Below are 21,022 nucleotides of genomic sequence, written 5' to 3'. Positions count from 1 at the left end.
AGGCCGAGTGCGGCGAGGATGAGTCCGGCTTTCGGCATCTTGTCTTCCTTCTGTGGTTGTCATCCGAGCTACCAGACCAGGTCGCCGTCGATGAAGGCGCGGGTGGTCGGTGAGGCCGGTGTGGTGAAGAAGCGCTCGGCGTCGCTGTGTTCGATCAGGCGCCCCTCGTGGAGCAGCACGACGTCGTCCGCCAGCCGTTTCGCCTGGTTCAGGTCGTGGGTGGTCATCAGGATGCGCGTGCCCCGGGCATGGAAGTCGAGGACTGCCGCTTCCACGGCGCGCATCGAGGCCGGGTCCAGGGCGGCGGTGGGTTCGTCGAGGAACAGCACCTCCGGTGCGAGCAGCCAGGCGCGGGCCAGGGCCAGGCGTTGCTGCTCGCCGCCGGAGAGGACCCGCGCCGGGCGTCTTTCCAGGAGCCCCAGGCCGAAACGCACCAGTGCCTCGCGGGCCAGCGGCTTGCGTGCCCGCCAAGGTGTGCCACTGACGGCCAGGGCGTAGGTGAGGTTGTCCAGGGCGGAACGCTTGAGCAGCACCGGGCGCTGGAAGACCATCGCCTGGCGCGGTGGCTTGCCCCCCCAGTACACCCGTCCGGTGCTGGGGAGCAGCAGGCCGTGGGCCAGGCGCATCAGCAGGCTCTTGCCGGCCCCGTTGGGCCCCATCACCAGGGTGCGCCGGCAGCCGTCGAGGGTGAGGGTCAGCGGCTGGAGCAGCGTCTGGCCGCGGTGGACCATGCTCGCACCCTCGAAGCGCAGGGCGGGAATCGCCACCTCGGGCAACTGGTGGGCCACGTGGGTCATCCCAGTCGCCTCCTGGCCGTCTCGCCCACCACATAGGCGGCGCCGTTGATCAGGGTGACCAGAGCGAGCAGCACCAGGCCGAGCCCCAGGGCCAGCGGCAGGTTGCCCTTGCTGGTTTCCAGCACGATCGCCGTGGTCATTACCCGGGTGACGCCGTCGATGTTGCCGCCCACGATCATCACCGCGCCCACCTCGGCACTGGCGCGACCGAAGCCGGCCAGTATCACCGTCATCAGGCCGAAGCGGGCATCCCACAGCAGGGTGGGGATCCGGCGCAGCCGTGACAGCCCGAGCGACTGCAGCTGCTCGCGGTACTCGGCGTGCAGCTCCTCCACCTGCTGGCGGGTCAGGGCGGCGATGATCGGCAGGATCAGCAGGACCTGGGCGACCACCATGGCGCTGGGCGTGAAGAGCAGGCCGAACTGCCCCAGCGGGCCGGCGCGAGAGAGCAGCAGGTAGACCGTGAGCCCCGCCACCACCGGCGGCAGTCCCATCAGGGCATTGAGTACCACGATCACGGCACCGCGACCGGGGAAACGCCACAGCGCCAGGGCCGCGCCCAGTGGCAGGGCGACGAGCGCGGCGAGGGCCACCGCCGACAGCGAGATCTGCAGCGACAGGGCGACGATCTCCCGCAGCGCCGGGTCGAGGTTCAGCACCAGGCGCAGGGCGGTGGCGAAGGCGTTGTCGGCGGTCGGCATGGTACTCCCTCGTGACTTCCTTGCATCATCTGCATTACAAGACGCCGGTGCATCCTATGCTGAAATTCATGCAGGATGATGCAGTGAAACGACGAGAGACGATCCGATGGCGACGCCCTACACCTACCTCACGACCGCCGAGGCAGCCGACTACCTGCGGCTCAAGGAGCGCAAGGTCTACGATCTGGTCGCCCAGGGGGTGATTCCCTGCACCCGGGTCACCGGCAAGCTGCTCTTCCCGCGCCATAGCCTCGATCTCTGGTTGATGCACCACCTGGAGGGAGACCAGGCCAGTCGACGACCGGCGCCGCCGGTGCTGGCCGGTAGCCAGGATCCGCTGCTGGAGTGGGCGGTGCGCGAGAGCGACTGCGACCTGGCGCTGCTCTGTCACGGCAGCGGCGATGGGGTGCGTCGCCTGGCACAGGGCGAGGCGATGCTCGCCGCGGTGCACCTGATCGACCCCGAGAGCGGTGACTACAATGCCCCGCTGCGTCTCGGCCTGGGCGGCATGCGTGACCTGGTAGGGATGCGTTGGGTGCGGCGCTGCCAGGGGCTGCTGCTCGCGCCGGGCAACCCCCGAGGGCTCACCGGCCTGGCCGATCTCGACCGGCCGGGGCTGGTGGTGGCGCGCCGTCAGCCGGATGCCGGGGCGCAGCGGCTGCTGCGCCACCTGTTGACCCGGCAGGGGTTGGACCTCGAGGCGCTGACCTTCGCCCCCCATCTGGCGCTGAGCGAGGACGACCTGGCCCTGGCGATCCGCCAGGGAGAGGCGGACGTGGGGCTCGGGATCGAGGCGGCGGCGCGCCGCCAGGGTGTCGACTTCCTGCCACTGCATTGGGAGCCCTTCGACCTCCTGCTGCGGCGGCGCGACTATTTCGAGTCGCCGGTGCAGCGCCTGCTGGCCTTCGCCCGGGAGCCGCGCTTCACCGAGCGGGCCGAGGCGCTCGGCGGCTATGACCTCGGCGAGCAGGGGAAGGTGGTCTATAACGCCTGAGGTGGGCGACTTGACGCCTTGCGCCTGTGGGCGATACTGCAGATTAGACCGGTCGGTCTGAAAGGATGGTGTATGACGCATATGACGAAGGAGCGCTTGCTCGAGGCGGGACTCGCCATGCTGCTGGAGCACGGTTACAACGACCTGGGAATTCAGGCGCTGCTGGAGGCGACGGGGACGCCGAAGGGGTCCTTCTATCATCACTTTCGCAGCAAGGAGGACTTCGCCCTGCAGGTCATCGACCGCTACATGGAGGAGGTCCACCTCGGGCTGGACCTGAGCCTGGGCAACGCCAGTCTGCCGCCCCTGGAGCGGGTGCGAAGGTTCTTCGAGCTGTCGCAGGAGAAGTACCGCCAGGAAGGCTACCTGGGCTGCCTGCTCGGCGGGGTCGGCCAGGAGCTGTCGGGGATCAGCGAGACGTTCCGGCGCAAGATCGAGACCTGCTTCGCCGGTATCGCCGAGCGGGTCGCCGACTGCCTGGAGGAGGCACGCCAGCAGGGTGACCTGCCGCCGGACAGCGATCCTCGCCAGATGGCGGACCTGCTGGTGGACTGCTGGGAGGGCGCGGCCTTGCGTAGCCGGTTGCGCCGCGACCCAGGCCCACTCGGGGCCATGCTCGACTTCTACTTCTCGGCCGCCACGAAGTGAGCCTTGCGGGGGGCCGCGAGCGGGTAGTCGTCGGGCGACGCTTGTACCGACTGGTCTGTTCCGGACGGCTTGAGGCCGTCCACCACCAGTGGTGAGGGTCGGCTATCCGGCCGACTCGGGAGGTGTCAAATGACAAGTACCAACCTCTACGAACGCCTGGGCGGAGAGCGGGGCATCGCCTCGCTGGTCGACGACATCGTCGAGTCCCATATGCAGAACCCGCGGATCCGGGCGCGCTTCCTGCCCTATCGCGAGGACCCCGATCACCTGAAGGTGGTCAAGGACCACCTGCGAGACTTCCTCGCCGCCGGGAGCGGCGGCCCCGTGGAGTACCGGGGACGCAGCATGCCCGAGGCGCATCGCGGCATGAATATCAACGAGGCGGAGTACATGGCCGCCATCGACGATATCCTGGGCGTCCTCGACCGCCATGGCATCGATCCCCAGACGCGTCAGGAGGTGCTCGGCATCGCCTACTCGCTGAAGGGGGAGATCATGCACGTCTGAGGCGTCCTGGCCAGCCCGGCCTCTCGACCGCCCGGGGCTCTCCCCGGGCGGTCTCATTGCGGTGGCTGCTGGTTGGGCGGCACGATGCCCATGCGCTTCATGCGCCGGTAGATGGTGGGTCGCGACAGCCCGAGTTCGCGGGCCACGGCACTGATGTTCCACTGGTGACGACACAGCGAGCGATGGAGCAGATCCTGCTCGGGGCCTCGGCGAGCCGCCGCGGACGTCATGCCGGTCGTGTCCTGGGCAGCCAGGCCGGGGCTGGCACCGGGGTGGGCCAGCTGGCCGTGGGTGCACTCCTCGGGCAGGTCGTTCACCACGATCTCGTCGCCCTCGCAGGTGGCCAGGGCGTAGTGCAGGGCGTTGTGCAGTTCGCGGATGTTGCCGGGCCAGGGGTAGGCGAGCAGGGCGCTCATGGCATCGCCGCGCAGGCGCACCCGGGCGTCGCGCTGCTGGTTGAGCTCGTCGAAGATGCGGCGGATAAGGTAACCCTTGTCGGCCCGCTCGCGCAGCGGCGGCAGGCGCAGGCTGGCGCCGTTGAGGCGGTAGAACAGGTCCTCGCGAAAACGCCCCTCACCGATCAGCCCACGCAGGTCGCGGTGGGTGGCGGCCACCACCCGCAGGTCGACCTTGATGGGGCGGCTGGCGCCGATCGGCAGCACCTCCTGCTCGGCGAGTACCCGCAGCAGCCGGGTCTGCAGCTGCAGCGGCATATCGCCGATCTCGTCGAGGAAGAGGGTGCCGCCGTCGGCCTGGGCGATCAGCCCCTTCATGCCCTTGCTGCGGGCGCCGGTGAAACTCCCCGGCTCATGGCCGAACAGCTCGCTCTCGATCAGCGATTCGGGCATCGCCGCGCAGTTGATGGCCACGAAGGGCTTGTCGCGGCGTCGGCTCGACTCGTGCAGCGCGCGGGCCATGCGTTCCTTGCCGGTACCGGTCTCGCCGATCACCAGGATGTTGATCGGCTCGTTGCGCAGTCGCGCGGCCCGGGTGAGGGTGTCGCGCATCGCCGGGTCGTCGTCGGCCAGGGCCTCCAGGGGTGCCAGGCTCGAGTCGCGCCGCGCGCCGGTGCCGGGCGCTGCGTTGGCCCGCCGAGGTGGCTCGATCAGGGTGGCGAAGTGGAGTTCGCGATGGCGGTGGGTGCGGAAGGCGCGCACCCGGTCGTCGCTGTGCTGGGGAATGGCCAGCACCTCGTCGACCTCGGCGTCGAGCAGGTCCTGGATGTGCCAGGCCCGGAAGGGGCGTGCCTCGCCGGCCTCCGGCAGCGGGAGCTCGTGGTGGCGCAGCAGCTTGCGCCCGGCGGTGTTGGCCGCCACCAGGCTGCCGTCCGGCTCCATGGCCAGCAGGTAGCGGCGGTTGATCTGCACGAACTCCCGCGAGCGGTCCAGGCAGACGATGGGATGGTCAGCGTAGCGCTGCAGGAAGTAGGCATCCTCGATCATCTTGGCGGTGTACTTGACCAGTTGCAGGGCGAAGGTCTGGGAGTGCTTGGACTCCGGCGAGTGGTAGGCGGAGATGTCGAGCACCGCCAGCAGCTGGCCGTGGGGGTCGAAGACCGGCGCCGCGGTACAGGTCAGCTGGATATGGTGGGCGCTGAAGTGGTCGCTGTGGTGGCAGGTGAGGGCGCTGCGCTCGTGGATGCAGGTGCCCACCGCGCAGGTGCCGGCACGGGATTCGCTCCAGTCGGCGCCCAGGTAGAGGCCGGTGCGCTGGTGCTCGCGCTGGTCGCACTTGGCGCCAAGGAACTGCACGGCGATGCCCCGGGCGTCGGTTAGCAGCACCACATAGCCCAGCGAGGCGACCTGGCGGTAGAGCTGCTCGACCCCGGCCCGGGCCACCTGGAGCAGTGCATCGGCCTGGTCCTGGTGCTCGCGCAGGGTGGCCCCGGGCACGTAGCGCGCGGGGGTCGGGCGCGCCGGGTCGAGGCCGTAGCGGTCGATGCAGCGCCGCCAGGAGCGCTCGATCATCGCCGCCTCTCCCTCGGCGCTAGGGCTGGCCAGGGCCTGGAGGATGGTGTCGATATGCTGGCGTTGGCTCAGGGTGGGGGGCATGGCGTGCCTCTGCCGGTCGCGGTCTTGTCGTTGTCTTTTCTTCAAGGTAAGGGCTGGGGTCTCGCCCCGAGATACGACCTTCGTCGCCCCTGTTACAGGTGTAACGCCGGTGTCACGCGGTGTTCGCCCGCGGTTGTCACGACGGTGTAAAGCCGGCTCCCGGACCGGCCCCGTCCCGCCTGATATTCCCCCTTTTCATTCAAGGTTTTACTGCACAGTGCGGCATGCCTGGCATGAATGCTGCCCGGTAGGGGTGTGGCCGCCGCCCCGGCGAGCGGCCCTCGACGAAGAACAAAGAGATCGAGGAGTCACGCCATGACCGAAGCTTCCCGGACGATGCTCAGCCGTCGCCGCTTCCTCACCCTCACCGGCGCCCTGACCGCCGGCAGCCTGGCGCTGGGCGCCACCGGCCTGTGGCCGCGCTGGGCACTGGCCGAGCCCGAGCTGGCCAACCGCCTGTTGCGCCTGGGGCGCGACATCTATCCCCACGAGGCGATCGAGGATCGCTACTACCTGGAGCCGCTCACCCCGCTGCTCGAAGAGCAACGCCACATGATCGCCGCCGGCCTCGACGACCTGGATAGTCGCGCCCGGGACGCCCATGGCCACGACTACGCCGGGATCGAGGATCCCGCCGAGCGCGAGGCGCTGCTGCGCGAGATCCAGGACGGCGACTTCTTCCAGACCGTACGCAACACCCTGGTGGTGGGCCTCTACAACAACTCGGAGCTGTGGGAGACGCACTTCGGTTACCAGGGCTCCTCCTGGGAGCAGGGCGGCTATATCAACCGTGGCTTCAACGACCTGGTGATCGACTGGCTGTGATGGGCCCCTGAGTCCAGCACCCCCGACCAATAACAACCGACAACGAGTGAACGAGAGGAGACACGCCATGAGTACCCGATTCACCCATGACGATGATGGGGTGGTGGTGATCATCGGCTCCGGGGCCGGCGGCGGCACCCTGGCCAACGCCCTGGCCCGCAAGGGTATCAAGAGCGTGGTGCTGGAGGCCGGCAAGCGCCACGCCCTGGATGACATCGAGAACGACGAGTGGGCCATGTTCGAGAAGCTCTCCTGGCTCGACGAGCGCATCACCGCCGGCCCCCGTCAACTGACCGAGACCTTCCCCAACCTGCCGGCCTGGATCGTCAAGGGGGTGGGCGGCAGCACCATCCACTGGGCCGGGGTGTCGCTGCGTTTCCAGCCCCACGAGTTCCGCCTGCACAGCAAGGTTGGCGACATCGCCGGCGCCAACCTGCTGGATTGGCCGATCTCCTATGAGGAACTCGAGCCCTACTACGTGAAGGCCGAGCGCCACATGGGGGTGACCGGCGAGTCCACCGGCATGCCGCTGCACGACTGGAACAACAACTTCAAGGTGCTGGCCGAGGGCGCCAGGCGAGTCGGCTACGAAAAGCTGCGCGCCGGTCCCATGGCCATCAACACCCGGTCCTATGACGATCGGCCCCCCTGCCTGCACGCCGGCTTCTGCATGCAGGGCTGCCGGTTCGGCGCCAAGTGGTCGACCATGTACACCGACATTCCCCGCGCCGAGGCCACCGGGCACTGCGAGGTGCGACCCCATGCCATGGCGCTCACGATCGAGCACGACGCCGATGGGCGGGTCACGGCGGTGGTCTATGCCGACGGCGACGGCAACCTGCAGCGCCAGCGGGCCCGCGCGGTCTGCGTGGCGGGCAACTCCATCGAGTCGCCGCGGCTGCTGCTCAACTCTCATTCGTCGCTGTTCCCCGAGGGGCTCGCCAACTCCTCCGGCCAGGTGGGGCGCAACTACATGACCCACGCCACCGCCTGCGTGTTCGCCGAGATGCCGAAACCGGTGAACATGCACCGCGGCACCACCTTCGCCGGGATCATTTCCGACGAGGCGCGCCTCGACCGCTCGCGCGGCTTTGTCGGCGGCTACACCCTGGAGGTGATGTCGCTGGGCATTCCCTTCTTCGCCAAGTTCATGGACCCGGCCAACGGCGGCTGGGGGCGCGACTATGCCGGCATCCTCGAGAAGTACGACCACCTCTCCGGGGTGTGGATCTGCGGCGAGGACCTGCCGGTAGAGCGCAATGGCATCACCCTGCATGACTCCCGCAAGGACCGGTACGGCCTGCCGGTGCCGATCGTCTACAAGGGCGACCATCCCAACGACGAGCGCCTGCGCCGCCACGGCCAGCAGCAGGCCGCCAAGTGCTACGAGGCGGTGGGCGCGGTGCGCGTCTTCGACGTGCCGGACTTTCCCACCAGCCACAACGTGGGCACCAACCGCATGAGCGCCCGGCCCGCCGACGGCGTGGTGAACCAGTGGGGCCAGACCCACGACATCGACAACCTCTTCGTCTCCGACGGTAGCCAGTTCACCACCAGCGGCGCCGAGAACCCGACCCTGACCATCGTCGCCCTGGCCCTGCGCCAGGCCGATCACATCGCCGAGCGCATGTCGCGTGGCGAACTCTGAGAGGAGGACCCCTATGCAACCGACAGCCGACCAACGTCGCTGGATGTACCGCCACATGGTGCTGAGCCGTTACCTGGAGGAGCGCATCGAGGCGCTCTACATGGAGGGCAAGACCCCGGTGTTCAACATGGCCAAGGGGCCGATCCCCGGCGAGATGCACCTCTCCAACGGCCAGGAGCCCTGCGCCGTGGGCGTCTGCGCGCACCTCGAGGCCGGCGACATCGTCACCGCCACCCACCGGCCCCACCATATCGCCATCGCCAAGGGCGTCGACCTGGACGCCATGGTCGCCGAGATCTTCGGCAAGGCCACCGGGCTCGCCGGCGGTCGCGGCGGCCATATGCACCTCTTCGACGAGGCCGTGAACTTCTCCTGCTCGGGGATCATCGGCGAGGGCCTGGGTCCGGCGGTGGGCGCGGCGCTATCGAGGAAGCTGCAAGGAAAACCTGGAGTCGCCGTGGCCTTTATGGGCGAAGGCGCCGCCAACCAGGGCGCCTTCCACGAGGCACTGAACCTGGCGGCGGTGTGGCAACTGCCGGTGGTCTTCGTGATCGAGGACAACGCCTGGGGCATCTCGGTGGCCAAGCAGACTTCCACCGCGGTGCCGCGCAACGACCAGCGCGCCAGCGCCTATGGCATGCCGGGTCACCACGTGGCCGACAACGACGTGGAGGGCGTCTTCGCCGCCGCCGGCACTGCCATCGCCCGGGCCCGGGAGGGGGCGGGACCGAGCCTGATCGAGATCGAGACCGTGCGTCTCGCCGGCCACTTCATGGGCGACGGCGAGGACTACCGGCCCAAGGGCGAGAAGGAGGGGCTCACGGATCCGATCCCTCGCTATCGCCGGGCGCTGCTCGACGCGGGCGTGTTCGACGAGGCCGGCGACGCCGAGTTGGTCGCCGAGGCCCACGAGCGGGTCGAGACGGCCATCCGTTTCGCCCAGCAGAGCGACTTCTTGCCGCCCGAGGCGGCGCTGGAAACCGTCTTCATCTAACGCCAGGAGAACTGTGATGACGACTACTACCAAGAGCGCCAGCCGCAAGCTGACCATCGCCCGGGCCATGGCCGAGGCCACCGCCCAGGAGATGCGTGCCGACCCCCGGGTCTTCGTGATGGGCGAGGACATCGGCCCCCTGGGCGGGGTCTTCGGCAACACCCGGGGTCTGTATGACGAGTTCGGTGCGGAGCGCGTCCGGGATACGCCCATTTCCGAAACCGCCTTTATCGGTGCCGCCGTGGGGGCCGCCTCCGACGGCATGCGGCCCATCGTCGAGCTGATGTTCGTCGACTTCTTCGGCGTCTGCATGGACGCCATCTACAACCTGATGGCCAAGAACAGCTACTTTTCCGGCGGCAAGGTCAAGGTACCGATGGTGCTGATGACCTCCACCGGCGGCGGCTACTCCGATGCCGGCCAGCACTCCCAGTGCCTCTACGCCACCTTCGCCCACCTGCCGGGCATGAAGGTGGTGGTGCCGAGCAATGCCCATGACGCCAAGGGCCTGATGACCGCAGCGATCCGCGATGACAACCCGGTGGTGTTCATGTACCACAAGTCGCTGCAGGGCATGGGCTGGCTGGGCACCGAGAAGGGGGCCACCGTGGCGGTGCCCGAGGAGAGCTACACGGTCGAGATCGGCAAGGCCGCGGTGGCGCGCGAGGGCCATGACCTGACGCTGGTCAGCCTCGGTGCCGGCGTGCACCACTGCCTGCGCGCCGCCAGGGCGCTGGAGGAGGAGGGGGTCTCCGCCGAGGTGGTCGACCTGCGCAGCCTGGTGCCGCTGGACCGCGACACCGTGCGCGCCTCGGTGGCCAGGACCGGCCGGCTGATCGTGGTCGACGAGGACTACCACAGCTACGGGGTCAGCGGCGAGATCATCGCCAGCGTGGCCGAGCACGCCGCCACCCGGCTCAAGGCCGCGCCCAAGCGGGTGGCCTATCCGGACATTCCGATTCCTTTCGCGCCGACCATGGAGCAGTGGGCCCTGCCCAGTGCCGACAAGATCGTCGCCGCCTTTCACCAGATGCTGAACGAGAGTTGAGGAGAGACCCATATGACGACCGAGATCACCGTACCCGAGGACCTCTGGGAGGGCGACACCGAAGGCGTGATCACCGCCTGGCTGGTGGACGATGGCGCCGAGGTCGCCCAGGGCGACCTGGTCGCCGAGGTAATGGTGGAAAAGGCCCAGTACGAGATCGAGGCGCCGGTTTCGGGGAAGCTGAGCATCGCCAGGGCCGAGGACGACGTGGTGGCCAAGGGAACGACCATCGCCCGCCTCGAGGCTTGAGGAGACTAACCATGAAACTGGAAACCCATGACACTGCCCCGCCCGCCCCCGAGGGGGCGGGCCCCGCAGCCTCGGGGGCGTCGCCTCCGAGAGTGGTGCCGTTGCGCGGGATGCGCGGCATGATCGCCTCGAAGATGCTGCAGAGCCTGCAGTCGGCGGCCCAGCTCACCCTCCATGCCAGCGCGCGACTCGATGCCCTGCAGGCGCTGCGGGAGCGCTGCAAGGCGCACGGCCGGACCGCACCCTCGGTGCAGGATCTGCTGCTGCGCCTGGTGGTGCAGACCCTGGCTGACTTCCCTGCATTGAACGCCACCCTGGAGGAGAACCGCATCACCGAGCATGGTGCAGTGCACTTGGGACTGGCGATCCCGCTGCCCGGCGACCTGCTGGTGGCCCCGGCGCTGTTCGATGCCCAGACACTGACCCTGGGCGAACTGCCCGAGGCACGCCGTGCCCTGGTGGCCAGGGCCCAGGCCGGTAAGCTGAGCGTCGGCGTGCTCACCGGCGCGACCTTCACGGTCTCGAACCTGGGTCGCTCCCGGGTGCATCACTTCACGCCGATCCTCAACGTCCCCCAGGTGGCGATCCTCGGCATCGGTGGTGTCGAGACCCGGGCCGTGCCAGTATCGGATGGCTGGCGGGCGGTCGATGTCATCGGCCTGTCGCTGACCTTCGATCACCGCGCCGTCAACGGTGCCCCGGCGGCGGCGTTCCTCGATGCCCTGTGTGAACGTATCGAGACCCTGGCGCCCGAAGCGTTCGACGGCGAGCTGGCTCCGCCCAACGAATCAATGCATAGAGGAGCTGGCCATGACGGCCCTGTCACCCCTGGAGGAGTTTGACCTGCAGCGGCCTACGGTCGAAGGGGGCCTTGCGCTCGACGAGGCGCTGCTGGAGTCGATCTGCCAGGGCGAAAGACGGTTCGGGCTTATTGCCTGGTCGTCCACCGATCACGCGTTGGTGATGCCGCGGCGCCATGAGCGCCTCGAAGGCTTTCCCATGGCACGCCGGGCCCTGCTGGACCGGGGCTGGCCGATCCTGTTCCGGTCGACCGGGGGGACCCCGGTGCCCCAATCCCCGGCGGTGGTCAATGTGGCCCTGGCGCTGCGCTGCCGGGTCGGCAGCTCCGCGGCGCACCTGGAGTGGGGTTATCGTCGGCTCGGCGACCCCTGGTGCGACTGGCTCGCCTCGCTCGGTGTGCAGGATGCCGATCTCGGCTCGGCCCCCGGGGCCTACTGCGACGGCCGCTTCAACGTGCGCATCGCCGGGCGCAAGCTGGTGGGCACCGCCCAGCGCTGGCGCCGGGTGCGCGGCTGCAAGGACATGGCGATGCTGGCCCACGGCGCCATGCAGGTGGGGGAGACCCCCGAGGCGCTGGTCGAGGTGGTCAACGCCTTCCAGGACGCCATCGGCGACCCGCAGCGCTTCCATGCCGCCAGCCATGTCGCGCTTGCCCAGGCGCTGCCCGGCCTCGACCTCGATTCGGCGCTGCCGGGGCTGCTGGAGCGGCTGGCGGAAGCATCATGATAGATCCTCCCTGCGGCGACCATGGACGCCGAGGCGTCAGGCGAATACCGCTTCACACGCTCAGAGTGCTGTCCTGGGGGCGCGTGTAGCGCCATCCATTGTGGGCGAGCCGCCGATCGATCGCTCTACGGCGGCTTCCAGTACTAGACTGGTCCAAGGCGATCATCATTGCGACGGGTCATTCGACCCCCGGGTAGCCTGCCGGCATCGCTTCCCTGGTGGGTGCCACACGCGGAGACATGACAATGACTCAGACAACGCAGCAAACCAGTGAATACGTGGAGTTCTGGAACGACACCCTGGCCGAGAAGTTCGATCGCTTTCAGGAAATCCTGATGAATGGCCTGAGCTACCACAGCCAGGTCCCGCTCGGGAGACTCGAGGTGGCGCCGGGCGCGCGGATCCTCGACGTGGGTTGCGGCTGGGGCGATACCGCCATCGCGCTGGCGCGCAAGACCGGCCCCGAGGGCCAGGTGCTGGGCATGGACTGCGTCGAGCAGTTCCTGGAAGACGCCCGCCGGCGCGCCGACGAGGCCGGCCTGGCCAACGTTCGCTTCGTGGCCGCCGACGTCGAGCATTACCCCTTCGAGCCGGAGTACGACCTGTGCTTCTCGCGGTTCGGCATGATGTTCTTCGAGCACCCGGTCGTCGCCATGCGCAACATCCACAAGGCGCTGCGCCCCGGTGGCGAGCTGATGTTCATCGTCTGGCGCGACATCGAGGACAACCCCTGGCTGGGCCTACCCAAGCAGGTGGTGCTGGATTTCCTGCCGCCGCCCGGAGAGGATGCCCGCACCTGCGGCCCCGGGCCGTTCTCCATGGCCAACCCGGACGTGGTCACCCAGCAGCTCGAGATCGCCGGTTTCGAGGAGATCCACTTCGAGCGCAACGACGGCCCGGTCGAGGTCGGCGATTCGGTGGAAAACGCCATGCGCTTCCAGCTTGCCCTGGGGCCGGCGGGGGAGGTGTTCCGCGAGGCCGGCGAGGAAGCCGAGCGCCAGCGTCCGCAGATCGAGGAGGCGCTGCGCAGCACCCTGGCACCCTATGAGCAGGCGGGAAAGATCGTCATGGGCTCGAGCTCCTGGACCATCACGGCACGCAAGCCGGCCGGCTGATGCCTCCCCCGGTCCGGCGTGGCTTGCCTCCGAGCCACGCCGGGCCGACGATCGGCGTCAGGCGGTGGGCACTGCCCTCGTGCTACTATCCATAAACGTTCGGCACATCAAGGAATTAGCCCGGAAATCTCACCGACAGAATGGAAAAGGTTCGCTACAAGGGGCTGGCCAAGAATCAGGCGCAGCTGTTCACCCTGTTCGCCCTCGGCAATCTGGTGCTGGCTGGCCGATGCCAAGGCCATGCTGACGGGGCCAGTGTTTCTTGAATCTGACTTGGCAGCCGGATAAACCGGCTGCCAGGGTAAAAAGGCCACCAACAGTAGTCAGAAAGTGACCGCTGACGCGGTAAATGTGCCGCCCTGAGCGCTTTGCTGCTCAGAGATGGTTTGATCAGCGATTCCCTTAGAAGAGTAACCCACTGATTATAGTGAAAGCACGCTTCCATAATTGGCACTACAACAGCTGGCAATCAGCGTAGATATTTGATTTCATGGTAAAAAATCAGCCCTCCTTTCAGTAGCTATGCGCCAGCACGATACTGCCACGCTGGCCAAAAAATGGCAAAGAGTCCGAAGGCAAAACGTGTCACTACAAAAGTCGCTGAAACAATAAAATCAATTACTTATGTTGAAAGCTGTCGAACTCGGGGCAGCAGGTCCATCATTACCATCATCAGACCTCGCTCACCGCCGGCACCATCTTCCATGCCTCCCATCTGCCGCTCACCACTTGGTTTCTGGCCATCTACCGAGATGGCCATGCCGGGGTTCTGCTTCTTCTCGGTCACTCCACCAGGCACAGCTCGAGCAGAGTGCGACAAGATGTATCGGCCGGACGGCATAGCCTGTTCGCAGTGAGAGGGTCAAGGGATATTGACATGGAAGAACGCTTCGACTATGACTTGCGGATTATCGATCGAGTATTCCGCTTCTACAAAGTCAAGGAATCGACATGACCCACCAGTTCACCCCTTGTCTTAGCCGGCTTCGAGTCGACATGGCTTGGCTATGCCATGGGGTACCGGTTTGCAATTCTCATCCACATGAACGAAAACGATTCGCTCCACTTTGGTGATGGTTTGCTGTGTCTCTCGGTTGCGAACCTCGCAGCGGACCGTGATCGACGACCGGCCGATTTCGACCACCTCGGTACCGATCTCTACCAAGTCACCGCGACGTGCGCTGGCAACAAAGTAGACTTCGGAAATGCTGGCAGTGACCACCGACGCTGTGTCGAGCTGGCAGACCACGAAGATGAATGCTTCTTCATCGATCCAGGACAGAACACGGCCACCAAACAGTTGGCCATTTGAATTCAAGTCCTTGGCAGCCACCATTTTTCGAGTCCGATATTTCATGGTATCAACACCTCCCTATTGCCAGAAAATCTTTTTCTTAGTGCATAAGAAGTCGTGTGTATCAGTAGATAAACGATTCTTTCAGGCAGCCGGGCTACTCAGTCAAGATAGGCAGCTATTTCGCCCATAAAAGACAGTTGAATCCGCGTCCGTTCAGTCCATAACTCCAGGACTTCGTCATCAAATGACGTGAACATAAGTTTTTCGAATGAAGTAGATTGCAGTTTCTTGGTTGTCATGAATATTCCTCTTGGGGAGGGCCTAATGATTACGTTAGCCCAATGATTGGTGCGGTGCAACATAAAATTTTATCTTCTGACTTGTGCTAATGAAACATCTCATGATGCATGGTAAATTAACAGGTGTAAGCGGCGTTATTGCCATTGAAATGGCTGGATAATCAGAAGGATATATAAGAATCTCTAAAGAAGGTCGGATGAGCTAGGCCTGATGGAAATAACTTGATAATGCATTGACATGCTTGGAGAACATGGTCCGTTGTCAGGGCATTTCACTTCGCTTTGGTTAGTACTACTGTGTCACAAATAAGTCACAAATACGCCATCTGCTATGCAAGATCATCATGAGAGCTTGGTGCAGATGCCAGCGCGATTTTTTTAGCCCACTCCTCTCCCGACAGAGACCGATACTTGGCCCTGACAGTCACGAATCGGCGCGGGTGTTCAGCTTCTCCAGCAGATCAGCGAAGGACCGGGCGGGCGGCTTGTCGACGCGACGCTTGCGTGGCGCGGCCCCCTCGGCAGGGCGGCCAGCAATGGGGGCTCTCGTCGTGGCGGGGGCTCGGTGGTCAGGGTGTGGGGCCAATTGACCAGGGGCAGGCCAGTTAGCCTCATGCTCAAGGTTCCTGTCATCCCTAACCCTGGTGTTGGGCGCCGATGCCCTGGAACATCTGACGAAGATCGACACTCGAACGCTCGCCGATGGCTGCAAAGTTTTCGTCAAGCCAGCGTGTGACGGTGTCACGGCCGAGATCGCGCAGCTTGATGAGAAACTCCCATTCGACATTCATCTTCGATGAAGCGCCCAGCGGTTTCAGCTCCGCCTGGTTTTCCACGACGTGCACCCGCACCTGACGATATTCATCGGTCGAGAGCTTGCCCTGGCGAATCAGCCGGTCAACGAAGTCGATCCCGCGCAGTTCCTTGATCAGGCTGTTGTTGAAACTGATCTCGTTCATCCGGTTCTGTATCTCCTGGGGATTCTTCGGTTCGCCCTTGCGCTCGATCGGATTGATCTGGATCACCACGATGTCGTCTGTACCGGTCTTACCGTGAAAGGGAAACAGCGACGGATTACCCACGTAGCCACCATCCCAATAGGGGACGCCGTCGATCTCTACTGCCTGATAGAGATACGGTATACAGGCCGAGGCCATCAACACGTCCACCGTCAACTCCTCGCGAGGGAAGACCTTAACATTGCCGCTCTCCACATTGGTGGCAGAGATGAAGAGCTTGAAGGCATTGCACCTACGCACCATGTCGAAATCGATGATCTTCTCCACCAGATCGCACAACGGATTGATATTGGTAGGATTAAACTGGTAGGGCGAAGCCACACGGGAGAGCGCGTCCATAGCGTGATACATCGGGTTGTTCTCCAGCCCCCAGTTGCCCGTCAGAACATCGTAGGGCGTGCGCTTCAGCGGGCTGTTCTTCGCGCCGTCGCTCACGCATCGCCAAAAGTGTTCGAGGGCCACGCGCGCGCCCTCGGAACCATCGCGGGCGAAACCATCGGCCATCGCCACCGCGTTCATCGCCCCCGCCGAGGTGCCCGAGACCCCGGCGATGTGCAACCGCCCGTCCTTGAGAATCCGATCCAGAACTCCCTAGGTGAAGGCGCCATGCGCACCTCCACCCTGAAGGGCGAGGTTAATGGATTTGGGTTTATGTGCCATGTGACCGGTCCTATTGGGTGGTGGATGGGCCGCCTGCATTTATTGCTTAAATTCAGGTTGTTGGCGCGGCTCCCTAGGGCAAGATGGATTTCATAATGCTTCCTGATTACGCATCTTTGTCAGCTATTACGTCAGCTCATAACCATATCGATCCAAAGCCATAACGCAGCCAACCAACAGTTTGTAATTTGAGTTCAAATCCTTGGCAGCCACCATTTTACGAGTCCGATATTTCATACTATCAACACCTCAATCTTGCCAGACAGTATTGATCATGCTGCATCAGAAGCCGTGTATATCAGCAGCTTAATGAGGCTTTCTTGCAGCCGGACGATTCAGTCAATGCAGGAAGCTATTGCGCCCATGGCAGACAGCTGTATCCGCGCCTCTCTGGCCCAAAACTCCAGGACTTCGTCATCAAAGGAAGAGGACTTCAGCTTCGTGATTGTCATGACGATGACTCTTTAAGAGAGTTGCATGATTAAGATAGTTCAATGATTGCTGCGGTGCAATAAAAATCCTTACTGATTACGCATATGGCTCAGCCAGCTTCAGGAACCGATACGGCATCGGCGGTGTTCTGGCCGCCACTGTCAGCAAGCGCGGCATCATGGCTTTGAGTTCATGGCGCCGATTGAAGCGGTAGTCGAACTTGACCAGGTAGGGCGGGGCATGGTGGCCACGGATCGCATGATAGGTGCCGGTGATGGCGTTCTTGACGTTGCCCACTACGGTGTTGACCCAGTCGAACGCGGGGATCTGTGCGCTGGCCCGGCCACTGCCGGTGATGATGCGCTCATGGGTGTAGGCCGGAGACTCGAAGGCCCGGAAACACCCCAGGCCATCGCTGACCACCTGACTACCGGGGGTGATGGCCAACTGGGCATAGCGGTGTATCTCGGTGCGAGTGAAGCCGCTCACGCGACGCAACTGAACGCGCTGGGGATGGCCCTCCTCATCGGTCTGCACCGCGGCGACGAACAGGAACTTGTGCTCGGCGCCGCGACCGGGCTTTCCCGACCATTCGCCGCCCAGGTAGGCATCATCGATCTCGATGCACCCGCTCAGTGTCTCTCCCTGGTTGCGCTCGAGCATGACCTGCAGGATCTTGTGCTTGAGTTTCCAGGCGGTGTTGTAGCTGACCCCGAGCTCGCGGGACAGCTGCAGCCCCGAAAGACCGTTCTTGCGCTGGGTCAGCAGGTAGATGGCCAGGAACCAGGTGGTCATCAGCAGGTGCGTGGCATGGAAGATGGTACCGGCGGTGAGCTAGGTCTGATGATGGCAGCGATGGCACTGGCAGAGGGCCGCCTGACACTGCGCTTCCGTGCCGTACTGCTCGAGAAACGCCGGCAATGACAGACCGGGCTGGAACAGGATAGGAATGCGCGCCATGACGTTAACTCCTTGACCTTCCATATGATTCCAGTATAGGAACAGGCTAGTTTAATGGCGGATCAACATGAGTAATCAGGTCGGCAAATACCCAAGCTCGTCAATGACCTGCTCGGGCCCTCAAGGTGATTGCCGACCGGCTGGTATTCGCCGGCGGAGCGTGCTTCCCAGGCTTCTCAACATCGCTGTCACGGTGGCGAGAGCACGCTCAGGGATAACGCAATTCCGCATAGAGCTGCGGATAAGTTTCCTGCAGCGACACGAGCCGGGTGGTAATCCCCTCCGGCAACATCTCGGCCAGGTGCTCGAGGTCGGCCGCTTCAAGATGCGGGCCCAGCAGAGGAAAGAGTCGGTCACGCTCATCACACAAGTAGGTGCGATGGGCATCCAGATAGGCCTGCAGGTCATCGGCGAAGCGCTCCATGGGCACCACCGAATCCTTCAGGATGGTGTCGAGATCGTGGGACAGGCGCAACAGACGTTCATGCAGGGCGCGATAATCGCTGGCTAGCCGCTCGCTCAGCTCCTGCCCTTCGGGCACCTGGGCCAGCAGCTGATCGCAGCAGATCCGCTCCAGGGGCACAGTGAAGCCCTGCATGTAATCGAGAATATAGTCGACCACTTCGCGCATGAGCCGGAAGTCGGGACGTTCGCCCCCGGCAAGCGCCCGCTGCCTGTGCTGCAGGACCCCCAGCAATCGCGTCATGTTGGCGTGATCCCGGCGAAGTTGATTAAGGATGGGCATGGCGCTACCTTCTGTGCTGACACGCGAGCGCAAACACCGGTGACGGGTTTCGAACCCGTGGAAGCGGGGAGTCCAGCAAGCAGGCATGGCCGAATCATGGCGCTGTTGGGATTGCCCATCCCCTCGGTGCAGTACTCGAGCATTAAAAAAAGTCCCCGAAGGGGGCCAGGTGGAGCACGCCAGCTCACTTGGTTTATCGCATGCTGTCAGGCGACATCAATAGTCGGTTTCGGTGTCCTTCTCGTTCTTTTCTGATTTCTCTGGTTTTCGTTGGCTTCCCTCGTTGTCCTGGCCGCTTCTTCTCGGACCTGTTCCAATCTGGCCTTTTTCTTTTTTCCTGCGCTTTCCTTGCTATGGCTTGCGTTCTCATTCGTGCCTGGCCTGCTTGACAACTTCTATTCGAAAGCCATGCCATAATATAAAACAATTAATAATATCAGAATGTTGAATGCATCCTCCCTTGGCAAGACCACTTTTCATGCTGCAATGCAATGGCTGCAGTGCACCACTCGAGCTCTTTTACGCCTTTTGTTGCATCATCACAGCGCATCGTTTCCCTAACGCGAAGCTCAGCCGCGGCGAAGCCGTCGGCTATAGGTTGATGTTAGAGGAAATGGACCAAAAAGCGCAAAATGTCATTAATGAGAATCTCGCAATGGACATAGGAAAGTTTCAAAAAAGTGATTAAATTTAACAAGAGCATCGAGTCCGACGCAGGTATTCGCACCTGCGCGGCTCATTGCGTTAATTAGGCTTTGCTGAATGAACGCTTCTGGCTGTTGTCTGACTCTCGTTCGGATTTACTAAATGAAATTATTTGACATTTTTTGTCAAGTTTCTCTCCAAATTCGGCCGATGTCTTTTGACATGCTCCTTATACTGCGAGAGGGCGTCATCAGTGGCTCATTAGAATGTCAAAAGGTATGTCATTCGGGGTTGCTGGCTGGCGTGTGTGTTCAACAGCGACACGATCTGGGCCACCATCGCCCACTACTTCCCCGAGCGGGCCCAGCGCATCGCCGACTACGAACAGCAGTTCGGCACCACCATCGGCCGCGACAAGCTCACCGTGCTCGAACGAGCCCGCCGTGCACGCCCCTTCGAGATCGAGGACCTCGCCGCCCTCGAGCAGGCCACCCGGCCCGACTACACCCTCCCGGTGTTCGCCGCGCCCGGCACCCCCTGGGTATTGCCGGCGGGCGCCTTCCGTAGCGAAGGCTGCGGCGCCTCGTAGCCATAGGCGTCGCCCGGGTCATTGCCCTGGCCAATTCGTCACCCCGCCCTGTCATCCGCAGGGCGCTTTCTTTCGCGCAGCGTTTTTCTCCTTCGTGCCCCTCAAGGGGACTTCCCTACCGCCCGTCGGGGGGAGGGGAGCCTTACGCTTTGCCCCAGACCCCACCGCTGGCGCCAGGCGCCTGCCCACCCAAGGAGCCCACATGTCGATCTGCCGCATCCCCGAGCCCCGAGCCGACCGCATCATCCGTGACTACCGCACCCTGTACGCCAAGGCCAATGGCCAGGCCCAGCGCCTCACCCGCCGGGGTGACCGCATCATCGTCAACGACGGCGTCAGCTACACCCTGGCTGCCGTGGTCACCATGACCAACAACCTGCGCTGGCGCCTGACCGGGGAACTCAGCTGCACGATGCACTGAAGCTGGTTTGCGATGCCATTACCGATGCCGATCCAGCGCGAGGCGATCTTTGGACGCCAGGGCTTGTGAAGCTGTTCTTCGAACAGCCGGACCAGTGCAAGCGCTGGCTCGAACTGCTGCACGAACCCGAGTTCAAACCCGAATACTACGGCTAGCTACACCACGCTCTCGACTCGCCTGCCATTTGGCGCTATTCTGGTGCCAAATGGCAACGATGGGAGGGCAACGCCATGACCGTCGCCGAGAATCACGCCGATCAGGAGCCCAATCTCCTGACACGCACCCTGAAGCGCTTGATGGGCAACCGGGCCATCAAGGCGCGATCCGCCTTCGAGATCCACGAGATGATCGAGAAGGGGCTGCCGTCGCAAGACATCATCCACTTCGTCGAGTCGGTCGAGCTGTTCCATGACAAGATTATCGTGGCCAAGGTGATCGGCATGTCCGAGCGGACGCTGTATCGTCGCGTCAAGAAGCCGGAACCACTCACCGCGGAGCAGAGCAGTCGCACCTGGCGGTTTGCCGAGATCCTCACCAAGGCGGAAGACGTCCTCGGCGATCCCAAGGAAGCCCAGCGCTGGATGAACACGCCGGCCATGGGGCTGGAGGGGCGTAAGCCGATCGACCTGATCACCACTCAGGTGGGCTATGAGCTCGTCGACGACTTCCTGACGCGCATGGATTACGGGGTTTACACCTGATGGTTGAGCGGCCAGGGAACGGCGATATCTTCCTGTGGCGCCTGGAGCGGAAGCGCCACCTTGAGACCTGGGACAGCGGTATCGGCGCCGAGCTGGGCGGTGGGCGCTGGAATTCGAAGGGTCGGGCGGCAGTCTATGGTTCGCTCGACC

22 protein-coding genes and 3 pseudogenes are annotated in these 21,022 nt (G+C 64.0%); 17 read left to right on the top strand and 8 right to left on the bottom strand.

Going from position 1 to position 21,022, the window contains the following annotated elements; all coding sequences use genetic code 11:
• Positions 1-68 precede the first annotated feature (68 nt).
• The gene (locus tag CR157_RS00865; RefSeq protein ID WP_110281662.1) at positions 69-797 is read right to left on the bottom strand and encodes an ATP-binding cassette domain-containing protein; all 729 of its coding nucleotides are present in this window, start codon (positions 795-797) and stop codon (positions 69-71) included.
• Positions 794-1,498: an ABC transporter permease gene (locus CR157_RS00860; protein ID WP_110281661.1), complete on the bottom strand. Its 705-nt coding sequence runs from the start codon at positions 1,496-1,498 to the stop codon at positions 794-796. Before CR157_RS00860 ends, CR157_RS00865 begins: the two co-directional genes overlap by 4 nt.
• 106 nt (positions 1,499-1,604) lie before the next feature.
• Between CR157_RS00860 and CR157_RS00855 the strand changes: the two genes are divergently transcribed.
• The 3 genes from CR157_RS00855 (at position 1,605) to CR157_RS00845 (ending at position 3,647) form a co-directional block, all read left to right on the top strand.
• On the top strand, positions 1,605-2,492 hold the full coding sequence (locus CR157_RS00855) for a helix-turn-helix transcriptional regulator (protein WP_110281660.1): 888 nt from the start codon (positions 1,605-1,607) through the stop codon (positions 2,490-2,492).
• A 72-nt stretch (positions 2,493-2,564) separates the two neighbouring features.
• A complete protein-coding gene (locus CR157_RS00850; RefSeq protein WP_110281659.1) occupies positions 2,565-3,140 on the top strand; it encodes a TetR/AcrR family transcriptional regulator in 576 nt (191 codons plus the stop codon).
• 129 nt (positions 3,141-3,269) lie between these two features.
• A complete protein-coding gene (locus tag CR157_RS00845; protein ID WP_110281658.1) occupies positions 3,270-3,647 on the top strand; it encodes a group I truncated hemoglobin in 378 nt (125 codons plus the stop codon).
• Between the two features lie 53 nt (positions 3,648-3,700).
• Here CR157_RS00845 and CR157_RS00840 read toward each other — a convergent pair whose 3' ends face one another.
• Positions 3,701-5,698, bottom strand: a complete 1,998-nt coding sequence (locus CR157_RS00840; RefSeq protein WP_110281657.1) for a sigma-54-dependent Fis family transcriptional regulator — start codon at positions 5,696-5,698, stop codon at positions 3,701-3,703.
• 315 nt (positions 5,699-6,013) lie between these two features.
• Between CR157_RS00840 and CR157_RS00835 the strand changes: the two genes are divergently transcribed.
• From CR157_RS00835 to CR157_RS23270, 10 genes and pseudogenes are all read left to right on the top strand, one after another.
• Entirely contained in the window at positions 6,014-6,523 is a 510-nt protein-coding gene (locus tag CR157_RS00835; protein ID WP_110281656.1) for a gluconate 2-dehydrogenase subunit 3 family protein, read from the top strand.
• A gap of 67 nt (positions 6,524-6,590) precedes the next feature.
• Positions 6,591-8,171, top strand: a complete 1,581-nt coding sequence (locus tag CR157_RS00830; protein WP_110281655.1) for a GMC family oxidoreductase — start codon at positions 6,591-6,593, stop codon at positions 8,169-8,171.
• Between the two features lie 13 nt (positions 8,172-8,184).
• Positions 8,185-9,165, top strand: a complete 981-nt coding sequence (locus CR157_RS00825) for a thiamine pyrophosphate-dependent dehydrogenase E1 component subunit alpha (protein ID WP_110281654.1) — start codon at positions 8,185-8,187, stop codon at positions 9,163-9,165.
• A gap of 16 nt (positions 9,166-9,181) precedes the next feature.
• Positions 9,182-10,213 (top strand): alpha-ketoacid dehydrogenase subunit beta, encoded by a 1,032-nt coding sequence (locus CR157_RS00820; protein ID WP_110281653.1) that lies wholly within the window; start codon positions 9,182-9,184, stop codon positions 10,211-10,213.
• 12 nt (positions 10,214-10,225) lie between these two features.
• Entirely contained in the window at positions 10,226-10,462 is a 237-nt protein-coding gene (locus CR157_RS00815) for a biotin/lipoyl-containing protein (protein WP_110281652.1), read from the top strand.
• 11 nt (positions 10,463-10,473) lie between these two features.
• The gene (locus CR157_RS00810; RefSeq protein ID WP_110281651.1) at positions 10,474-11,304 is read left to right on the top strand and encodes a 2-oxo acid dehydrogenase subunit E2; all 831 of its coding nucleotides are present in this window, start codon (positions 10,474-10,476) and stop codon (positions 11,302-11,304) included.
• Positions 11,273-11,989, top strand: coding sequence for a lipoate--protein ligase family protein (locus tag CR157_RS00805; RefSeq protein WP_110281650.1), 717 nt, complete (start codon positions 11,273-11,275; stop codon positions 11,987-11,989). The genes CR157_RS00810 and CR157_RS00805 overlap by 32 nt, the downstream gene beginning before the upstream one ends.
• Before the next feature lie 245 nt (positions 11,990-12,234).
• On the top strand, positions 12,235-13,104 hold the full coding sequence (locus CR157_RS00800; RefSeq protein ID WP_219999862.1) for a class I SAM-dependent methyltransferase: 870 nt from the start codon (positions 12,235-12,237) through the stop codon (positions 13,102-13,104).
• Positions 13,105-13,250: 146 nt separating this feature from the next.
• Positions 13,251-13,370, top strand: a pseudogene (locus CR157_RS00795) (IS5/IS1182 family transposase); the annotation flags it as partial.
• Between the two features lie 392 nt (positions 13,371-13,762).
• Positions 13,763-13,852, top strand: a pseudogene (locus tag CR157_RS23270) (IS1595 family transposase); the annotation flags it as partial.
• A 228-nt stretch (positions 13,853-14,080) separates the two neighbouring features.
• On the opposite strand, the gene CR157_RS00790 reads toward CR157_RS23270, so the two are convergent.
• From CR157_RS00790 to CR157_RS00775, 5 genes and pseudogenes are all read right to left on the bottom strand, one after another.
• Positions 14,081-14,461 (bottom strand): acyl-CoA thioesterase, encoded by a 381-nt coding sequence (locus CR157_RS00790; RefSeq protein WP_110281648.1) that lies wholly within the window; start codon positions 14,459-14,461, stop codon positions 14,081-14,083.
• A 98-nt stretch (positions 14,462-14,559) separates the two neighbouring features.
• The gene (locus CR157_RS22455; protein ID WP_181421929.1) at positions 14,560-14,700 is read right to left on the bottom strand and encodes a hypothetical protein; all 141 of its coding nucleotides are present in this window, start codon (positions 14,698-14,700) and stop codon (positions 14,560-14,562) included.
• Between the two features lie 635 nt (positions 14,701-15,335).
• On the bottom strand, positions 15,336-16,304 hold the full coding sequence (locus CR157_RS00785; RefSeq protein WP_306766763.1) for a patatin-like phospholipase family protein: 969 nt from the start codon (positions 16,302-16,304) through the stop codon (positions 15,336-15,338).
• Between the two features lie 603 nt (positions 16,305-16,907).
• A pseudogene (locus tag CR157_RS00780) lies at positions 16,908-17,771 on the bottom strand (IS1595 family transposase).
• 208 nt (positions 17,772-17,979) lie between these two features.
• Positions 17,980-18,516 carry a hemerythrin domain-containing protein gene (locus tag CR157_RS00775; protein ID WP_181421928.1) on the bottom strand — a complete coding sequence of 179 codons (537 nt, stop codon included), beginning with the start codon at positions 18,514-18,516 and terminating at the stop codon, positions 17,980-17,982.
• Positions 18,517-19,468: 952 nt separating this feature from the next.
• On the opposite strand from CR157_RS00775, the gene CR157_RS00770 reads away from it, so the two are divergent.
• The 4 genes from CR157_RS00770 to CR157_RS23265 all read left to right on the top strand — a co-directional run.
• A complete protein-coding gene (locus CR157_RS00770) occupies positions 19,469-19,750 on the top strand; it encodes a hypothetical protein (protein ID WP_110281647.1) in 282 nt (93 codons plus the stop codon).
• A 202-nt stretch (positions 19,751-19,952) separates the two neighbouring features.
• Positions 19,953-20,171 (top strand): hypothetical protein, encoded by a 219-nt coding sequence (locus CR157_RS00765; protein ID WP_110281646.1) that lies wholly within the window; start codon positions 19,953-19,955, stop codon positions 20,169-20,171.
• A gap of 230 nt (positions 20,172-20,401) precedes the next feature.
• Positions 20,402-20,872, top strand: a complete 471-nt coding sequence (parS, locus tag CR157_RS00760) for a type II RES/Xre toxin-antitoxin system antitoxin (RefSeq protein WP_110281645.1) — start codon at positions 20,402-20,404, stop codon at positions 20,870-20,872.
• The coding region (locus CR157_RS23265) for an RES family NAD+ phosphorylase (protein ID WP_219999893.1) at positions 20,872-21,022 on the top strand (151 nt) is incomplete at its 3' end. The genes parS and CR157_RS23265, both read left to right, overlap by 1 nt.

It is taken from the genome of Halomonas sp. LBP4, from assembly GCF_003202205.1.
GTDB classification, from domain to species: domain Bacteria; phylum Pseudomonadota; class Gammaproteobacteria; order Pseudomonadales; family Halomonadaceae; genus Halomonas; species Halomonas flagellata.
Note: the sequence above shows the minus strand (reverse complement) of the source record. Positions and strands in the feature narration are given on the sequence as shown.